We start from the raw sequence: 15023 nt of genomic DNA, 5'->3' as shown, positions 1-15023 counted from the left end.
TCATTCCGGGCAGGAGCGCCCAACCGGGAATCCGCGGTCTCGATCCCGACGCCGGGTCAGCGGGGGGTATGGGTGAGGGCGGCCAGGTGGTCCTGGTGCAGGCGGCGCAGGGCACGCACTCCCTCGACCGCCCGCTCCTTGTCGGCGGCCTGCAGGGCGACCATCGGCAGCAGGTCGTCGTCGTGCAGCTCCAGGCTCGCCCAGGGAGCGCCCCGGTCGAAGCGGACCCCGCGGACCACCTCCCAGGGCAGCTCGTACGAGCCGATCACGTTGCGCACCCGCACGCCCTTTGCGTCGGCCACCACCCGGGGGCGGGTGAACAGCAGGATGCCCAGGGCCCCGAGGACGCCCAGCCCGATCATGGCCAACTGGTCGCCGCGCTGGAACGAGCCGTAGCCGTCGCCGGTGGCGCCGGTGAGGGAGGTGGCCACCAGGCTGAACACCACCAGCAGGGTGGCCGCCGACGCCCAGCACACCACCCGGATCCGCCGCGGCCGCACGGTCACCACCGAATCGCTCACGCCGCCGCCTCGCTCCGCTCCGCAGCGGCGCGAGGCGCCACGCTACTGAGCCTGATGGTTCGCTCGCTCCGCTCGCTCACGTGACCAGTCTGCCATCCGGCTCGGGCGAGCGGTCCGCTGCCACACGGGTCGGTGTCCGCCGTCGTACGCCCGCCAGCAGCACCGCCACGGCGGTGAGCGCCGCGCCGGCCAGCACCGGCAGCCGCGTGCCGGCCCCGCCGGGCAGCGCCACGTCCAGCACCAGAGCACCGCCGAGCTGCCCGGCGACCAGCGCCAGGCCGGTCCGCAGCACCCCGGCCGCCCGGACGCCCACCAGCAGGGCGAGCACGATGCCGACCCCGAGCAGGCCGCCGACGTAGAGCCACCACTGCCCGGGCCAGGCGGGTCGGACGGCGAACGCCCCGACCACGACCGCGACCGCCAGGATCACCGGCGTGCTGACGGCGAAGTTGACCGCGAGCCCCGCCGCGGTGCTGCTCGCGGCGGAGACCCGGCCGTTGAGCGCGGACTGCAGCGCCACCGCCAGGCCACCGGCGACCGCGAGCAGCACCAGCCCGACGGCCAGGTCGCCGACCGGGCGGCCCAGCTGGGCGAGGGTCACCGCACTGACGCCGAGCAGCGCCCCGGCGACCCGGGGCAGGGTGAGCGGCAGCCGCCCCGCCGGGGACAGCCCGACCCGGTCCACGCCCAGGCCACCGAGGCTGCCGCCGGCGACCTGGGCGATGGTGAACACGGCCACCCCGAGCACCGGCACCAGGTACGTGCCGATCACCACGATCGCCGCGCCGCCGAGCCCGCCCAGGTAGGCCCACCAGGGCAGGCCGCCGCGCCGCAGCGCGGCCAGCCCGGCCCGCATCGACGGGACGGCGAACAGCCCGACCAGGATCAGCAGGCAGCCGCCGAGGTTGTTGACCACCGCGCCGAGCACCGGGTTGCCGGCCCGCGCCCCCAGCTCGGAGTTGACCACGCCCTGCGCGGCCGAGGCCACTCCGCCGAGGACGACCACGCACAGGGCGGCCGGCGCCGGCAGCGCCCTCACAGTCGGCACGCGTGGATGTTGGTGACCAGGATGGCCCGGGCGCCCAGCTCGTACAGCTCGTCCATGATCCGGTGCACGTCGTCGCGCTGGACCATGGCCTGCACGGCCACCCAGCCCTCCCGGTGCAGCGGGGAGACGGTCGGCGACTCGATGCCGGGGGTCAGCGTGCTGGCCCGGTCGAGCAGGCCGGCCGGCACGTCGTAGGCGAGCATCACGTAGCGCCGGGCGACCAGCACCCCGTGCAGCCGGCGCAGCAGCTGCTCCTGCTGCGCGGAGCCGGGCGCGCCGGCCCGGCGGACCAGCACCGCCGATGAGCGCAGCAGCGGCTCGCCGAAGACCACCAGGCCCGCCTGACGCAGGGTGGCGCCGGTCTCCACCACGTCGGCGACCACGTCGGCCACGCCGAGGCGGATGGCGTTCTCCACCGCGCCGTCCAGGCGGATCACCTCGGCCTTGACGCCCAGCTCGGCCAGGTGCCGCTCCACCAGCCCGGGGTACGCGGTGGCGATCCGGTGCCCGCCGAGCTGCTGGACGGAGGCCACGTCGTCGGGGCGGGCGGCGAAGCGGAAGGTGGCCCGGCCGAAGTTCAGGTCGACGACCTCCTCGGCCGGCGCGCCGGAGTCGACCAGCAGGTCCCGCCCGGTGATGCCGACGTCGAGGTCACCGGAGCCGACGTAGGTGGCGATGTCCTTGGGGCGGAGGTAGAAGAACTCGATGTCGTTGGGCTCGTCCCGGCAGACCAGGTCCTTCGGGTCGGTGCGCTGGCGGTAGCCCGCCTCGCGCAGCATCTGGGCGGCCGACTCGGCCAGGGCGCCCTTGTTCGGTACGGCGACACGCAGCATGACGGAGTGCTCCTTCGATCGATCAGGTGATCAGCGGACGGGGCACTCACAGATGTCGGTAGACGTCCCTGAGCTCGAGACCGGTGGCGAGCATCAGCACCTGGGCCTGGTAGAGCAGCTGGGAGATCTCCTCGGCGGCCCGCTCCGGCCCCTCGTGCTCGGCGGCCATCCACGACTCGGCCGCCTCTTCGACCACCTTCTTGCCGATGAAGTGCACCCCCTTCTCGAGCGCGGCGACCGTGCCCGAGCCCGGGGTGCCGGCGGCGGCCTTGGCCTGCAGCTCGGCGAACAACTCCTCGAACGTCTTCACGGAAGGCGATTCTTCCAGCCGCCCCGGGTGACCACGCGCGCCGGGGCCGCGTCGTCCCATCCCCCGGCCGTCGGCGAGCGCGGCGGCGACCTGCGCGGATTCCCCATCTGACTGGTGGGACACCCTTCGGGGGAACGCGAGGGACTCTCTACGCTGTCGGCCATGGCCAGCAGCAGCCCACGGGGCATCGCGCTCACCCTCGCCGCCGTCACCGCCGTCGCGGTGACCGGCTGCGCGCCCCAGGACGACGGAAAGACCACCACCGCCACCCCCACCGGCAGCGCCGCGGCGTCCTGCGCCAAGGGGAGCCTGCCCACGCGGACGCCGGGCAAGCTCACCATCGCGACCGACGAGCCGGCGTACGAGCCGTGGTTCCGCGAGAACAAGCCGGAGAGCGGCGAGGGCTTCGAGTCCGCCGTCGCGTACGCGGTGGCGCAGCAGCTCGGGTACGCCCGTGAGGACGTCACCTGGGCCCGGGTGAAGTTCGACACGGCGATCGCCCCCGGCCCGAAGAACTTCGACTTCGACATCAACCAGTTCTCCGTCACCGAGGAGCGCAAGCGGGCGGTGGACTTCTCCACGCCCTACTACCTGGTCCGGCAGACGGTGATCGCGCTCAAGTCGTCGAAGATCGCCGGGAAGAAGACGCTGGCCGACCTGAAGGACGCCACCCTCGGCGCACAGGTCGGCACCACCAGCTACCAGGCGATCACCGACGTGATCAAGCCGACTCGGCAGCCGCGCGTCTACAACAGCAACGACGACGCCAAGAAGGCGCTGCAGAACGGCCAGCTCGACGGCCTGGTGGTGGACCTGCCGACCGCCTTCTACATCACCGGGGCCGAGCTCACCGACGCCACCATCGTGGGTCAGGTGCCGCAGGTCGGCGCGCCGGAGGCGTTCGGCCTGCTGCTCGACAAGAACTCCCCGCTCACCCCCTGCGTCAACGCGGCGGTCGACCAGCTCGGCGACGCCGGCACGCTCAAGCAGTTGGAGCAGAAGTGGCTCGCCCAGGTGGCGGGAGCGGCCGAGCTGACGTGAGCCTGGCGCAGCACACCCCGTCACCGGCGCAGCAGCGGCGGGCCGCGTACCGGCGCCGCCAGACGATCCGGAGCGTGCTGGTCGCCGCCTCCTCCACGGCGGCGCTCGGCACGCTCCTGGTCCTCGCCGTCACCGGCGCGCCCGGCTGGGACCGGGTCCGCGAGTCGTTCCTGGACCCCGGGATCGCCCGGGACGCCCTGCCGGCGGTGCTGTCCGGGCTGTGGCTGAACATCCGGCTGCTGGTCTGCTGCGCCGCCGGCGCGCTGCTGCTCGGCCTGCTGATCGCGCTGCTGCGGACGCTGCGCGGCCCGGTCTTCTTCCCGGTACGCGCGCTCGCCGCCGGCTACACGTACACCTTCCGCGGGCTGCCGCTGATCATCGTGCTGTACGTGCTCACCCTCGGCGTGCCCGGGTTGCGTCTGCAGGGGATGCCGTCGGTGCTGGTGCTCGGCGGGCTCGCGCTGGTGCTCACCTACGGCGGCTACCTGGCGGAGGTGTTCCGGGCCGGCATCGAGTCGATCCACCCGAGCCAGCTCGCCGCCGCCCGGTCGCTCGGCCTGACCTACCGGCAGACCATGCGGCACGTGGTGCTGCCGCAGGCCGTGCGGCGGGTCGCCCCGCCCCTGCTCAACGACGTGGTGGCGCTGCAGAAGGACGTCGGCCTGGTCTCCCTGGCCGGGCCGATCGACGCGGTCCGGGCCGCCCAGATCTCCACCGCGGAAACCTTCAACTACACCCCGTACATCCTGGCCGGGGTGCTGTTCGTGCTGATGGCCATCCCGCTGATCGCGGTCACCGACTGGGTGACGCTGCGCTCGGCCCGACGCCAGTCCGGAGGCTGAGATGCCCGTGCTGACCTGCCGCGGACTGCGCAAGGAGTTCGGCGACCACGTGGTGCTCGACGGGCTCGACCTGACCGTCGAGGAACACCAGGTGGTGGCGCTGATCGGGGCGTCCGGGTCGGGCAAGTCGACCCTGCTGCGCTGCGTCAACCTGCTGGAGGAGCTGGACGACGGGATCATCGAGCTGGACGGGGAGGAGATCTCCGACCCTCGGGTCGACCCCGACCTGGTGCGCCGCCGGATCGGGATGGTCTTCCAGTCGTACAACCTCTTCCCGCATCTGACCGTGCTGGAGAACGTCACGCTCGCCCCGCGCAAGGTGCACCGGCGGGTCCGGGCCGAGGCCGAGGCGCAGGCCCGGGAGCTGCTCGACCGGGTGGGGCTGGGCGCGAAGGCGGGCGCCTATCCGGACCGGCTCTCCGGCGGGCAGCAGCAGCGGGTGGCGATCGTGCGGGCGCTGGCCAACTCCCCCCGGCTGATGCTGCTCGACGAGGTCACCTCGGCGCTGGATCCGGAGCTGGTCGGTGAGGTGCTGGCGATGATCCGGGACCTGAAGGCGGACGGGATGACCATGGTGCTGGCCACCCACGAGATGGGTTTCGCCCGCGAGGTCGCCGACCAGGTGTGCTTCCTGGACGGGGGCACGGTGGTGGAGGCCGGGCCACCGGCGCAGGTGCTCGGCGAGCCGACCCAGCCGCGTACCCGACAGTTCCTCCACCGGATCATCGAGGCCGGCCGGCTCTGACCGCCGGCCAGGTCGGCTCCAACTCGCCGATGTGGCGGTGTCGGGTGATGCCGTACACCGCCACCTCGGCGACTCGGAGTCGATCAACCGCGGCCGACCACGCGACCCGGGCGGGTCAGGCGCCGAAGCCGAGCCGGTGGCCGTTGATCGCGTCGAGGCCACGGATGGCCAGGGCGGCGTCCAGCGCCGCGACCGTGGCCGCCCAGCCCTTGTCCTCCGCGGAGCCGGGCAGCCCGGCCCGGTCCCGCGCCTGCTCGATGGTCTCCACGGTGAGCACCCCGTGTGCCACCGGCTTGCCCTCGTCGAGCGCGACCCGGGTCAGCCCCTCGGTCACCGACTTGCAGACGTAGTCGAAGTGGGCCGTGGCGCCCCGGACCACCACGCCGAGGGCGACCACCACGTCGTACCGGCGAGCCATCGCCTGGGCCACCACGGGCAGCTCCACCGAACCGGCCACCCGGGCCACCACGGCCCGCGCGCCGCACGCCTCGGCGGCGGCGACCGCCCGGTCGACCATGTGGTCGGTGAGGTCGCCGTGCCAGCGCGCGGCCACCACACCGACGGTCAGCCCGGCCGCGTCCACCGAGGTGACGCCCGGTTCCCCGAAACCCGCCATGTCTACGCTCCGATCTCGTCGCCGGCGACCGGGCGGCCCATCGGCGCCTCGGTCACCTCGTCCAGCCCCTCCAGGAGGTGGCCCATCCGGTCCCGCTTGGTCCGCAGGTAGCGCACGTTCTCCGGGTTCGACCGCACGGGCAGCCCCTCGCGGCCGCTCACGGTGAGGCCGTACCCCTCCAGGCCGGCCCGCTTGGCCGGGTTGTTGGTCAGCAGCCGCATCGAGCGCACGCCGAGGTCGTAGAGGATCTGCGCGCCGGTGCCGTAGTCCCGGGCGTCGGCGGGCAGCCCCAGGTCGAGGTTCGCGTCCACGGTGTCCCGGCCCTGGTCCTGGAGCTGGTACGCCCGCAGCTTGTGCAGCAGGCCGATGCCGCGCCCCTCGTGCCCGCGCACGTAGAGCACCACCCCGCGGCCCTCCTGGGCCACCCGGGCCAGGGCGGCCTGCAACTGCGGGCCGCAGTCGCAGCGCAGCGAGCCGAAGACGTCCCCGGTGAGGCACTCGGAGTGCACCCGGACCAGCACGTCCCGCCCGTCGCCGAGGTCGCCCATGACCAGCGCGACGTGCTCGGCCGGGTCGTGTTCGCTGCGGTAGCCGAGCGCCCGGAACACCCCGTACGGGGTGGGCATCCGCGCCTCGGCGACCTGCTCCACCTGCTTCTCGGTGCGCCTCCGGTAGGCGATCAGGTCGGCGATGGTGACCAGGGTCAGCCCGTGCTCGGCGCAGAACTTCTCCAGGTCGGGCAGGCGCATCATGGTGCCGTCGTCGTTGACCAGCTCACACAGCACCCCGGCCGGGCGCAGCCCGGCCAGCCGGGTCAGGTCGACCGCCGCCTCGGTGTGCCCGGGCCGGCGCAGCACCCCGCCCTCCCGGGCCCGCAGCGGCACCACGTGCCCGGGACGGGCCAGGTCGGTCGGGTCGGTCGCCGGGTCGGCGAGCAGCCGGATGGTGTGCGACCGGTCGGCGGCGGAGATCCCCGTGCTGACCCCCTCCCGGGCGTCCACGGTCACCGTGTACGCGGTGCCCCGCCGGTCCTGGTTGGTGTGGTGCATGGGCGGCAGGTCCAGCCGGTCGCACTCGCTCTCGGTCAGCGGCGCGCAGATGTAGCCGGACGTGTAGCGGACCATGAACGCGACCAGTTCCGGGGTGGCCAGCTCGGCCGCGAAGATCAGGTCGCCCTCGTTCTCCCGGTCCTCGTCGTCGACCACGACGACGGGCCGACCGGCGGCGATGTCCGCCACCGCCTGCTCGATGGAACCAAAGCTGGTCATGCCACGGCCTCCGAGTACGTCGGCGGGATCTCACTGCGGGCGGGCGGGGTGGCCCGGGAGGCGCGCCACCAGGCGGCCAGGCCGGCCACGCAGAACCCGCCGTAGACCAGGTACATGGCGGCCGACGGGTAGAAGCCGCCGCGCAGCAGCAACGGCACGCCCACCGCGTCGACGGCGATCCAGACCAGCCAGAACTCCACCCAGCCGCGGGCCATGCCGTAGGTGGCGAGCAGGCTGCCGACCAGGATCCAGGCGTCCGGAAGCGGCCCCCACGAGCCGAGCGCGGCCAGCAACGGGTACGCGGCCGCGGTGCCGGCCACCGCGGCGGCGAGCAGGCCGAGCCGCTCCGGCCAGGTGGCCCAGCGCGGGTCGACCGCGGGCTGCTCCCCACCGCCGGCGCGACGGTTGCGGGACCAGCGCCACCAGCCGTAGAGGCTCACCGCGAAGAAGAAGACCTGCCGGCCGGCCTGGCCGTAGAGGTCGCGCGCCTGCGGCGTGGCGAAGACGCCGCCGAGGAAGACGGTGAACAGCAGTGCGTTGCCGATCATGCCGATCGGCCAGGCCCAGACCAGCCGCCGCAGCCCGAACAGCGCCGAGGCGAGGCCGAAGACGTTGCCGACGATCTCCCGGACCAGCACCGGCGAACCGGCGAGGAGGACCTGGGCGTCGAGCAGCCAGCCGAGCGGGCCCATCAGCGGTCACCGCCCGGGCCGGTCGCGCCCCCGGCGAGCAGCCGCTCGACGTACTTGGCCAGCACGTCCACCTCGAGGTTCACCGGGTCGCCGGGCCCCTTGGCACCGAGCGTGGTGAGCTTGAGGGTGGTGGGGATCAGCCCGACGGCGAACCAGTCCTCGCCGACGTCGGCGACGGTCAGCGAGACGCCGTCGACGGTGATCGAGCCCTTCTCCACCACGTACCGGGACAGCGCGGCGGGGAGCCGGAAGCGGACCGTCTCCCACTGGGCGGCCGGCTCCCGGGAGATGATCTCGCCGACCCCGTCGACGTGCCCCTGCACCAGGTGCCCGCCGAGCCGGCTGCCGAGCGCGGCGGCCCGTTCCAGGTTGACCGGCTCGCCCGGGCGCAGCGCGCCGAGCGCGGTGCGCCGCAGGGTCTCCCCCATCACGTCGGCGGTGAAGACGCCGCCGTCGACGTCGACCACGGTCAGACAGACCCCGTTGACGGCGATGGAGTCGCCGTGTCGGGCGTCCGAGGTGACCAGCGGGCCACGGATGGCGACCAGCGCGGAGTCGCCCCCGGTCTCAGTGGTCCGGACGACCTCGCCCAGCTCCTCGACGATGCCGGTGAACATTCAGCCCTCCCTCTTTCGGGGCAGCGCGGTGATCCGCAGGTCGGGGCCGACCTGCGTAACGTCGGTGATCTCCAGATCGATGGCGTCGGCGATGGTGGTCACGCCCGCGTCGAGCAGCGCGGTCGGGCCGGCGCCGAGCAGCTTCGGCGCGACGTACCCGACGACCTTGTCGACCAGGCCGGCGGCGAGGAACGCGCCGGCCAGCCGCGGACCGCCCTCCAGCAGGGCGGCCCGCACGCCGCGGTGGTGCAGCTCGGCGAGCAGCGCCGGCAGGTCGACCCGGCCGTCCGGGCCGGCCCCGACCTCCGCGGCGGTGGCGATCCAGGTCCGGGCGGCGCCGTCGCGGACCCGGGCGTCGGCCGGGGTACGCCCCGAGCTGTCCACCACCACCCGCAGCGGCTGCCGGATGGCCAGGGTGCCGTCGCGCAGGTTGCGGGCGGTGAGCCGGGGGTCGTCGGCGAGCACGGTGCCCACCCCGGCGATCACCGCGTCGACGGTGCCGCGCAGCGCGTGCACGTCGATCCGGGCGGCCTCCGAGGTGATCCACATGCTGGTGCCGTCGGCGGCGGCGGAGCGCCCGTCCAGGGTGGCGGCGTACTTCCAGATCAGGTAGGGCCAGCCGCGGCGCATCGAGGTGAGCCAGGCGATGTTGCCGGCCTCGGCCTCCTCGGCGCGTACCCCGACCTCGACCTCGATCCCGGCGGCGCGCAGGGTGGCCGCGCCGCCGGAGGCGACCGGGTTGGGGTCCGGGACGGCGACCACCACGCGGGCGACGCCGGCCGCGATGAGCGCGTGGCTGCAGGGGCCGGTGCGGCCGGTGTGGTCGCAGGGCTCCAGGGTGACCACGGCGGTGCCGCCGCGGGCCCGGGTGCCGGCCTGGGCGAGGGCGACGATCTCGGCGTGCGGGCCGCCGGCGTACGCGTGGAATCCCTCGCCGACGATCTCGCCGTCGGGATCGAGGAGCACGCAGCCGACCACCGGGTTGGGGCTGGTGGTGCCGAGACCCCGGGCGGCCAGCGCGATCGCGCGACGCATCGCCTCGTCGACGGAGACGCTCGCCATCGCCTGCCCCTGCCCTCTCACTCGCCGGTCGCGCGCGGGCGGGGCTGGGAGTCGGCACGGATGCCGCGGACACGCGGCGGCGGAGATCCGGGGACGGCGCAGCCGACCCCGGGAAGCCCGCGCGGCGGCTGAGGGTGTCAGCGGCCGGCAGGGGCCTCCCCGTCCCGCGCGCTGTCTCCCATCCGGACTGTCTGGGGGCGGACGAGCCGCACCCCAACCGTCGGCCCCGGATTCTCACCAGGTCCACCGGGCGGCACAGCCGTCCGGGTCGCGGGCTTACCACGGTCGGACCGTGGATCACCGCCGGTTCGGAATTTCACCGAGCCCCGCCAGCGCGTGGTGGGTACATCGGAAGTCTTACACGCCGGGTGGGGGGCCGCGCCACAGAGGCGAGGTACCTCACAGCGAAGACCGCACGATCACGTAACTCCACGCCTGCGGTCGACCGCGACGTACGACCCGGGTTGGCTCTTGGCGACCGACTTCATCTCGGAGGCGACGGCGATCGCCTCCAGGGGGTTGGTGAACCGCTTGCCGGGATCGGAGAGGGAGACCCCGATGGAGAGGGTGACCAGGGCGGCCCGGCGGATGTTGCCCCGCCGGTCCTTCAGCTCGACGAAGCCGCGTTCCCGGTCGATCGGGTCGTAGAGCGCGTCGGCCGACTTCTCGAAGTCCTCCACCGCCCGGAAGGTCAGCGGACGCACCTGCTCGGGGGTGCAGACGATGACGAAGTCGTCGCCGCCGACGTGGCCGAGGAAGGCCGGCGGCAGGCCGATCGAGACGACCGCCCGGTGCAGGCTGCGGGCCAGGGCGGAGATGAACTCGTCGCCACGGCTGAAGCCGTACCGGTCGTTCACGCTCTTGAACCGGTCGATGTCGATGTATCCGACGGCGTAGTCGGCGCCGTTGCGCACCCGGTCGCTGATCTCCCGCCGGATCCGGCTGTTGCCGGGCAACCCGGTCAGCGGGGAGACCTCGCGGAACTCCTTGTTGCGCCGCAGCGTGGAGCTGACCCGGGCGACCAGTTCGGCGGTGTCGAAGGGTTTGACCAGGTAGTCGTCGGCGCCGGCGCTGAGGCCGTTGACCTTGTCGGAGGTCATCCCCTTGGCGGTCAGCATGATCACCGGCAGGGCCGAGGTCATCGGGTCGGCGCGCAGCCGCCGGGTCAGCTCCAGGCCGTCGATCCGGGGCATCATCAGGTCGACCACGGCCAGGTCGGGGCGCTGCTGCTCGATGACGTCCAAGGCCTCCTGGCCGTCGCTGGCGTGCAGCACCTCGAAACCGTGCAGGCGCAGGTTGAACTCGACGAAACGGGCGATGTCCTCGTCGTCGTCGACGACCAGGATGATGTCGGGTCGCTCGCCGGCCGGGTCCACGTCAGGCCCCGGAGGCCGCGCGTTCCGCCAGCGAGCGCAGGCGGCGTACCGCCTCGGCGGGGTCGTCGGCGCCGTAGACCGCGGTGCCGGCGACGAAGGCGTCGGCACCCGCCGCGGCGGCCTGCTCGATGGTGTCGGCCGCGATCCCGCCGTCGACCTCGATCCGCAACTCCAGGTGACCGCTGTCGACGTGCCGCCGCGCGGTGCGCACCTTGTCGAGCAGTTGCGGGATGAACCGCTGGCCACCGAAGCCGGCCTTGATCGTCATGATCAGCAACGTGTCGAAGCTGGGCAACAGCTCCAGGTACGGCTCGATCGGGGTGTCCCGGTCGATCGCCAGCCCCGCCTTCGCGCCGGCCGAGCGGAGGTCCTTGGCCAGCGCCACCGGGTCGTCGCACGCCTCGGCGTGGAAGGTGACGTTGTACGCGCCGGCGTCGGCGTACCCGGGCGCCCACCGGCGCGGGTCCTCGATCATCAGGTGCACGTCGAAGGGCAACTCCGTCGCCGCGCGCAGGCTCTGCACCACCGGCAGCCCGATGGTCAGGTTCGGCACGAAGTGGTTGTCCATCACGTCCACGTGCAACCAGTCGGCGGCGTGCTCGACGGCGCGGACCTCGTCGGCGAGGCGGGCGAAATCGGCGGCCAGGATGCTGGGCGCGACGATCGGCGGCGGTACGGTCACCGGGCCAGTGTACGAACGCGGTCACCCGCCGTCCGCAGCGCGGCACCGACGGAGACTCGGCGTGATCCGACGGTGACCGCTGGTGCCGCATCGGCCCGCCCCGCGCGGGAATCCGGCACGAAAGCCATTCGCCATTGGCCGAACGACCGACAGGCGGCGACACTCCAACCGGGACGGTCACCGGAACCGCACGCCCGATGGCGGTGGCTCCGCACGGCTGCGGCGACTGACCCGCTCGATGCGCGGGGGTCGGCCCGGAGGGACTACCCGTCAGCTGAGCCCCGTTGCCGTATGCTGCACCGCCGTGGCGTGAGGTGTGAGAAGGGTCCCTCCTTGACGCCTCCGGTGGAGAAGGATCCCCTTCTCACCAGCACGCGACGGTCGGCACCCGAGCCGACCACGACGACGGGGAGGTCGGTGCGCGATGCGGCGATGGGGGACGGCGCTCGCCGTCGGCGTGACGGCGGCGCTGGCGCTGGCCGGGTGCGGTACGGCCGGGGTGGACGGGGACCTGGCCGACGACTGGTCGGCCTTTCCGGCCGCCAAGGCCTTCGTGCCCGAGGCCGGGGTGTGCCACCCCACGATCCAGGACGTCGGATACCTCAGCGGCTACAACCCGGTCGACTGCACCGCCTCGCACCGCAGCGAGACCCTGCACGTGGGCACGCTGACCGGCCCGGACGCCGACCGGGGCGCGCCCCCGCGCGTCGGGTCGGCGGGGATGCGGACCGCGCACGCGGAGTGTGACCGGCAGGTCAGCAAGGCGGTCGGGGCCGATTGGCGGTCCGGGCGGCTCCAACTCGCCGTCGTCTTCCCCTCGGCGCTGGCCTGGACCGGCGGGGCTCGCTGGTTCCGCTGCGACCTGGCCGAGGTGGCCAGCCTGGACGACCGCAGCGTGACGGCCCGCTCCGCCAGCCTGCGCGACGCCCTCGCGACGGGATCCCCACTGGCCCTCGGCTGCTACAACCCGAAGCTCGCCAAGGACGACATCGAGGAGATGCTTCCGGTCGCCTGCACGGCCAAGCACCACGCCGAGTTCGTCGGGGTCTACCAGTTCCCCGACATCACGTACGCCGAGTTCAAGCGCACCTCGCTGCGCGCGCACAAGGCGTGCCAGGGGCTGATCGCGAAGTACGTCAAGGTGCCGAACAACAACGACATGCAGTACCGGGCTGGCACGATCATCTACCACCCCTTCGAGGAGGAGTGGTCGAACGGTGACCGGGGCGTGCAGTGCTTCCTGTGGGTGTCGGACCGCACGCTGACGAAGTCGCTGAAGGGCGCGGGCAGCAAGGCCCTGCCGGTCCGGTGAGCCGGGCGGGGCGGGGCCGACCCGGTCGGTCGGCCCCGCCCCCGTCGGCCGGTCAGCCGACCTGCAGCGTCACGTCGTCGAGGACGAAGCTGGTCTGCAGCGAGACGTCCTCCACACCGGTCCACTTCAGCGTCACCGTCTGCCCGGCGTACGCGGCCAGGTTGAAGGTGCGCTGCTGGTAGCCGGCGGCGGCGTTCAGGTTCGAGTACGTCGCCAGCGTGGTCGTGCCGACCTGCACGGTCAGCTTGTCGTACGCCGTCGACGTCGTGGTCTCGGCGGTGTCGATGTGCAGCCAGAACGCGAGGGTGTAGCTGGCGCACCCGGCCGGGAGGGTCACCGACTGCGACAGGGTGTCGGTGTGGCTGCTGCCGTACCCGTCCAGCCACGCCTTGTACGACCCGGTGCGGGCCGCCTGGCCCGACGAACTGGTGATCACGCCGGAGGTGGCGGTCCACGGGCTGGTGCCGGACTCGAAGCTGCTGTTGCCGATGAGCTGCCCGCCGGCGCAGCCGCCGGTGCCGGTCACGGTGAGGCTGTAGCTGGTGCTGTGGGTGACCGAGCCGGTGCCGGTCACCGTGATGGTCCAGGTGCCGGTGGCGGCGGTCGACGAGGTGGTGACGGTCATCGTGGCCGAGCCGCCCGAGGTGACCGAAGACGGGCTGAAGCTCACCGTCACGCCGCTCGGCGCGCCGGAGGCCGACAGGCTGACCGGCTGGGCGCTGCCGCTGGTGGTGGCGGTGCTGACGGTTGCGGTGGTGGAGCCGCCCCGGGCCACGGTGCCCGAGGTCGGGCTCACCGAGACGGAGAAGTCGTTGGTCGGGGTGCCGCCGACCGCGAGCTGCCAGATCGCGTACGCGACGCCGTCCGCGCTGCGGTTGAGGATCGTCGCGTTGATGTTGCCGGTGGTGTCGCAGGAGCGGTGGTAGCAGCCGTCGTACGCCGCGCCCGCGGTGCCGCCCCACTTGCTGGCCTGCGCCGTGGTCTTGGTGTAGCTGGCGCCGGCGGCGTAGCCAGAGGTGGGGATGCCGGCGTTGGCGAACGAGTAGTCGTCGGACCGGCCCTGCCCCTCGGTGTTCTCCTCCGGCTGCAGGTTGAGCGAGTCCCAGTACGCCTTCAGCGGGGCGGCCGTGGTGGAGGTCACCCGGTTGATGAAGTAACCGCCGTTGGGCGAGGCGACCATGTCGAAGTTGTAGTAGCCCTTGATGTAGCCCCGCTGGGTGGCGCTGAGCTGGTTGACGTAGAACGTGGAGCCCTGCAGGCCCTGTTCCTCGCCGTTCCACCAGGCGAACCGGACCCGCTTGGTCATGGTCGGGTTCTGCGCGGCGAGCACCAGCGCGTTCTCCAGCAGGGTCGCCGAGCCGGAGCCGTTGTCGTTGATGCCGGGCCCGGCGGAGACGCTGTCCAGGTGGGCGCCGAACATGACCACCTGGTCGGCGGGGCCCTGCGGCCACTCGGCGATCAGGTTGCTGCCGGGGTAGGTGCAGGTGGTGCAGGTCTGTTCGGTGACCGTGTAGCCGGCGGCCTGGAGCTTGCCCTTCACGTAGGCGACCGAGGCGCTGTAGCCGGCCGAACCGGCCCGCCGGTTGCCCCCGTTGTTGGTGGCGATGGTGTTGAGCTGGGTGAGGTGGGCCTGCACGTTGGTCACCGAGATGTCCGGCGCGGCGAGGGCGAGGGCCGGTGCGGCGGCCACCGGCGCGGGGGCGGCGGAGGCGGGCGCGCCGGCCAGGGTCGCCGTCATGGCGGCGAAGAGGGCGAGCGCGAGGCCCGCGGTCGGGGTGCGGCGTCTCATGAGGACTCCTCGTGGGGGTCGGGGCGAGCGGGCGGGGTGGCACGACCGGTGGGCTCCGGTGGGAGCGCCGACGTCGACGGACCGGTGACGGGAACAGTGACACGCGTCAATGAATGAAGTCAACGGGGTGTCACAACCGGTGGACGTTCGCCCTCTTTAGCACCTGCCGGCGGAACGGTCGTACCGGCCGACGGGGTACCCCAGGACGGCGCGACCCGGGGCACGCTCGGCGTGCCCCGGGTCGGCGGGGGTGGCGACGGTCCGCGCGG

16 protein-coding genes and 1 riboswitch are annotated in these 15023 nt (G+C 73.2%); of the genes, 4 read left to right on the top strand and 12 right to left on the bottom strand.

Going from position 1 to position 15023, the window contains the following annotated elements:
• Positions 1 to 56: 56 nt before the first annotated feature.
• The 4 genes from FXF52_RS21065 to FXF52_RS21050 all read right to left on the bottom strand — a co-directional run bounded on the left by FXF52_RS21065 (position 57) and on the right by FXF52_RS21050 (position 2772).
• The gene (locus FXF52_RS21065) at positions 57 to 521 is read right to left on the bottom strand and encodes a PH domain-containing protein (protein ID WP_187413611.1); all 465 of its coding nucleotides are present in this window, start codon (positions 519 to 521) and stop codon (positions 57 to 59) included.
• A 76-nt stretch (positions 522 to 597) separates the two neighbouring features.
• Positions 598 to 1569 carry a DMT family transporter gene (locus FXF52_RS21060; RefSeq protein WP_255472183.1) on the bottom strand — a complete coding sequence of 324 codons (972 nt, stop codon included), beginning with the start codon at positions 1567 to 1569 and terminating at the stop codon, positions 598 to 600.
• Positions 1557 to 2402 carry an ATP phosphoribosyltransferase gene (hisG, locus tag FXF52_RS21055; RefSeq protein WP_148799173.1) on the bottom strand — a complete coding sequence of 282 codons (846 nt, stop codon included), beginning with the start codon at positions 2400 to 2402 and terminating at the stop codon, positions 1557 to 1559. Before hisG ends, FXF52_RS21060 begins: the two co-directional genes overlap by 13 nt.
• 46 nt (positions 2403 to 2448) lie before the next feature.
• Complete coding sequence (locus tag FXF52_RS21050) at positions 2449 to 2772, bottom strand: phosphoribosyl-ATP diphosphatase (RefSeq protein WP_222870599.1); 324 nt, start codon at positions 2770 to 2772, stop codon at positions 2449 to 2451.
• 102 nt (positions 2773 to 2874) lie between these two features.
• Here FXF52_RS21050 and FXF52_RS21045 point away from each other — a divergent pair, with 102 nt between their 5' ends.
• Genes FXF52_RS21045 through FXF52_RS21035 form a run of 3 tightly spaced genes read left to right on the top strand, consistent with a single transcriptional unit; the run spans position 2875 to position 5340 of the window.
• On the top strand, positions 2875 to 3753 hold the full coding sequence (locus FXF52_RS21045) for an ABC transporter substrate-binding protein (RefSeq protein WP_148799169.1): 879 nt from the start codon (positions 2875 to 2877) through the stop codon (positions 3751 to 3753).
• Complete coding sequence (locus FXF52_RS21040; protein WP_148799167.1) at positions 3750 to 4595, top strand: amino acid ABC transporter permease; 846 nt, start codon at positions 3750 to 3752, stop codon at positions 4593 to 4595. Before FXF52_RS21045 ends, FXF52_RS21040 begins: the two co-directional genes overlap by 4 nt.
• A gap of 1 nt (position 4596) precedes the next feature.
• Positions 4597 to 5340, top strand: a complete 744-nt coding sequence (locus FXF52_RS21035; protein ID WP_148799164.1) for an amino acid ABC transporter ATP-binding protein — start codon at positions 4597 to 4599, stop codon at positions 5338 to 5340.
• Between the two features lie 115 nt (positions 5341 to 5455).
• Here FXF52_RS21035 and ribH read toward each other — a convergent pair whose 3' ends face one another.
• The 7 genes from ribH to rpe all read right to left on the bottom strand — a co-directional run bounded on the left by ribH (position 5456) and on the right by rpe (position 11653).
• Positions 5456 to 5956 (bottom strand): 6,7-dimethyl-8-ribityllumazine synthase, encoded by a 501-nt coding sequence (ribH, locus tag FXF52_RS21030; RefSeq protein WP_148799162.1) that lies wholly within the window; start codon positions 5954 to 5956, stop codon positions 5456 to 5458.
• 2 nt (positions 5957 to 5958) lie between these two features.
• Positions 5959 to 7224: a bifunctional 3,4-dihydroxy-2-butanone-4-phosphate synthase/GTP cyclohydrolase II gene (locus FXF52_RS21025; RefSeq protein WP_148799160.1), complete on the bottom strand. Its 1266-nt coding sequence runs from the start codon at positions 7222 to 7224 to the stop codon at positions 5959 to 5961.
• Positions 7221 to 7916 carry a nicotinamide riboside transporter PnuC gene (gene pnuC, locus FXF52_RS21020; RefSeq protein WP_148799158.1) on the bottom strand — a complete coding sequence of 232 codons (696 nt, stop codon included), beginning with the start codon at positions 7914 to 7916 and terminating at the stop codon, positions 7221 to 7223. Before pnuC ends, FXF52_RS21025 begins: the two co-directional genes overlap by 4 nt.
• On the bottom strand, positions 7916 to 8533 hold the full coding sequence (locus tag FXF52_RS21015) for a riboflavin synthase (RefSeq protein ID WP_148799156.1): 618 nt from the start codon (positions 8531 to 8533) through the stop codon (positions 7916 to 7918). The genes pnuC and FXF52_RS21015 overlap by 1 nt, the downstream gene beginning before the upstream one ends.
• On the bottom strand, positions 8534 to 9595 hold the full coding sequence (gene ribD / locus FXF52_RS21010) for a bifunctional diaminohydroxyphosphoribosylaminopyrimidine deaminase/5-amino-6-(5-phosphoribosylamino)uracil reductase RibD (protein WP_148799154.1): 1062 nt from the start codon (positions 9593 to 9595) through the stop codon (positions 8534 to 8536).
• 166 nt (positions 9596 to 9761) lie between these two features.
• Positions 9762 to 9933, bottom strand: a riboswitch (FMN riboswitch).
• A gap of 81 nt (positions 9934 to 10014) precedes the next feature.
• On the bottom strand, positions 10015 to 11079 hold the full coding sequence (locus FXF52_RS21005; protein WP_187413610.1) for a response regulator: 1065 nt from the start codon (positions 11077 to 11079) through the stop codon (positions 10015 to 10017).
• Positions 10973 to 11653 (bottom strand): ribulose-phosphate 3-epimerase, encoded by a 681-nt coding sequence (rpe, locus tag FXF52_RS21000; protein WP_148799149.1) that lies wholly within the window; start codon positions 11651 to 11653, stop codon positions 10973 to 10975. The genes FXF52_RS21005 and rpe overlap by 107 nt, the downstream gene beginning before the upstream one ends.
• A gap of 424 nt (positions 11654 to 12077) precedes the next feature.
• On the opposite strand from rpe, the gene FXF52_RS20995 reads away from it, so the two are divergent.
• Positions 12078 to 12965 (top strand): septum formation family protein, encoded by an 888-nt coding sequence (locus FXF52_RS20995; RefSeq protein WP_148799147.1) that lies wholly within the window; start codon positions 12078 to 12080, stop codon positions 12963 to 12965.
• Between the two features lie 52 nt (positions 12966 to 13017).
• Here FXF52_RS20995 and FXF52_RS20990 read toward each other — a convergent pair whose 3' ends face one another.
• A complete protein-coding gene (locus FXF52_RS20990; protein WP_148799145.1) occupies positions 13018 to 14754 on the bottom strand; it encodes a M28 family peptidase in 1737 nt (578 codons plus the stop codon).
• Positions 14755 to 15023 lie beyond the last annotated feature (269 nt).

Origin of the sequence: Micromonospora sp. MP36 (assembly GCF_008119785.1) — a bacterium.
Taxonomy (GTDB): Bacteria; Actinomycetota; Actinomycetes; order Mycobacteriales; family Micromonosporaceae; genus Micromonospora.
Note: the sequence above shows the minus strand (reverse complement) of the source record. Positions and strands in the feature narration are given on the sequence as shown.

Bases quoted from the DNA above. Each gene is read 5' to 3' on its own strand.
- hisG (WP_148799173.1), bottom strand. From the start codon at position 2,402: ATGCTGCGTGTCGCCGTACCGAACAAGGGCGCCCTGGCCGAGTCGGCC.
- FXF52_RS20995 (WP_148799147.1), top strand. From the start codon at position 12,078: ATGCGGCGATGGGGGACGGCGCTCGCCGTCGGCGTGACGGCGGCGCTG.
- FXF52_RS21045 (WP_148799169.1), top strand. From the start codon at position 2,875: ATGGCCAGCAGCAGCCCACGGGGCATCGCGCTCACCCTCGCCGCCGTC.
- pnuC (WP_148799158.1), bottom strand. From the start codon at position 7,916: ATGGGCCCGCTCGGCTGGCTGCTCGACGCCCAGGTCCTCCTCGCCGGT.
- ribD (WP_148799154.1), bottom strand. From the start codon at position 9,595: ATGGCGAGCGTCTCCGTCGACGAGGCGATGCGTCGCGCGATCGCGCTG.
- FXF52_RS21035 (WP_148799164.1), top strand. From the start codon at position 4,597: ATGCCCGTGCTGACCTGCCGCGGACTGCGCAAGGAGTTCGGCGACCAC.
- FXF52_RS21050 (WP_222870599.1), bottom strand. From the start codon at position 2,772: ATGGGACGACGCGGCCCCGGCGCGCGTGGTCACCCGGGGCGGCTGGAA.
- FXF52_RS21015 (WP_148799156.1), bottom strand. From the start codon at position 8,533: ATGTTCACCGGCATCGTCGAGGAGCTGGGCGAGGTCGTCCGGACCACT.
- ribH (WP_148799162.1), bottom strand. From the start codon at position 5,956: ATGGCGGGTTTCGGGGAACCGGGCGTCACCTCGGTGGACGCGGCCGGG.
- FXF52_RS20990 (WP_148799145.1), bottom strand. From the start codon at position 14,754: ATGAGACGCCGCACCCCGACCGCGGGCCTCGCGCTCGCCCTCTTCGCC.
- FXF52_RS21025 (WP_148799160.1), bottom strand. From the start codon at position 7,224: ATGACCAGCTTTGGTTCCATCGAGCAGGCGGTGGCGGACATCGCCGCC.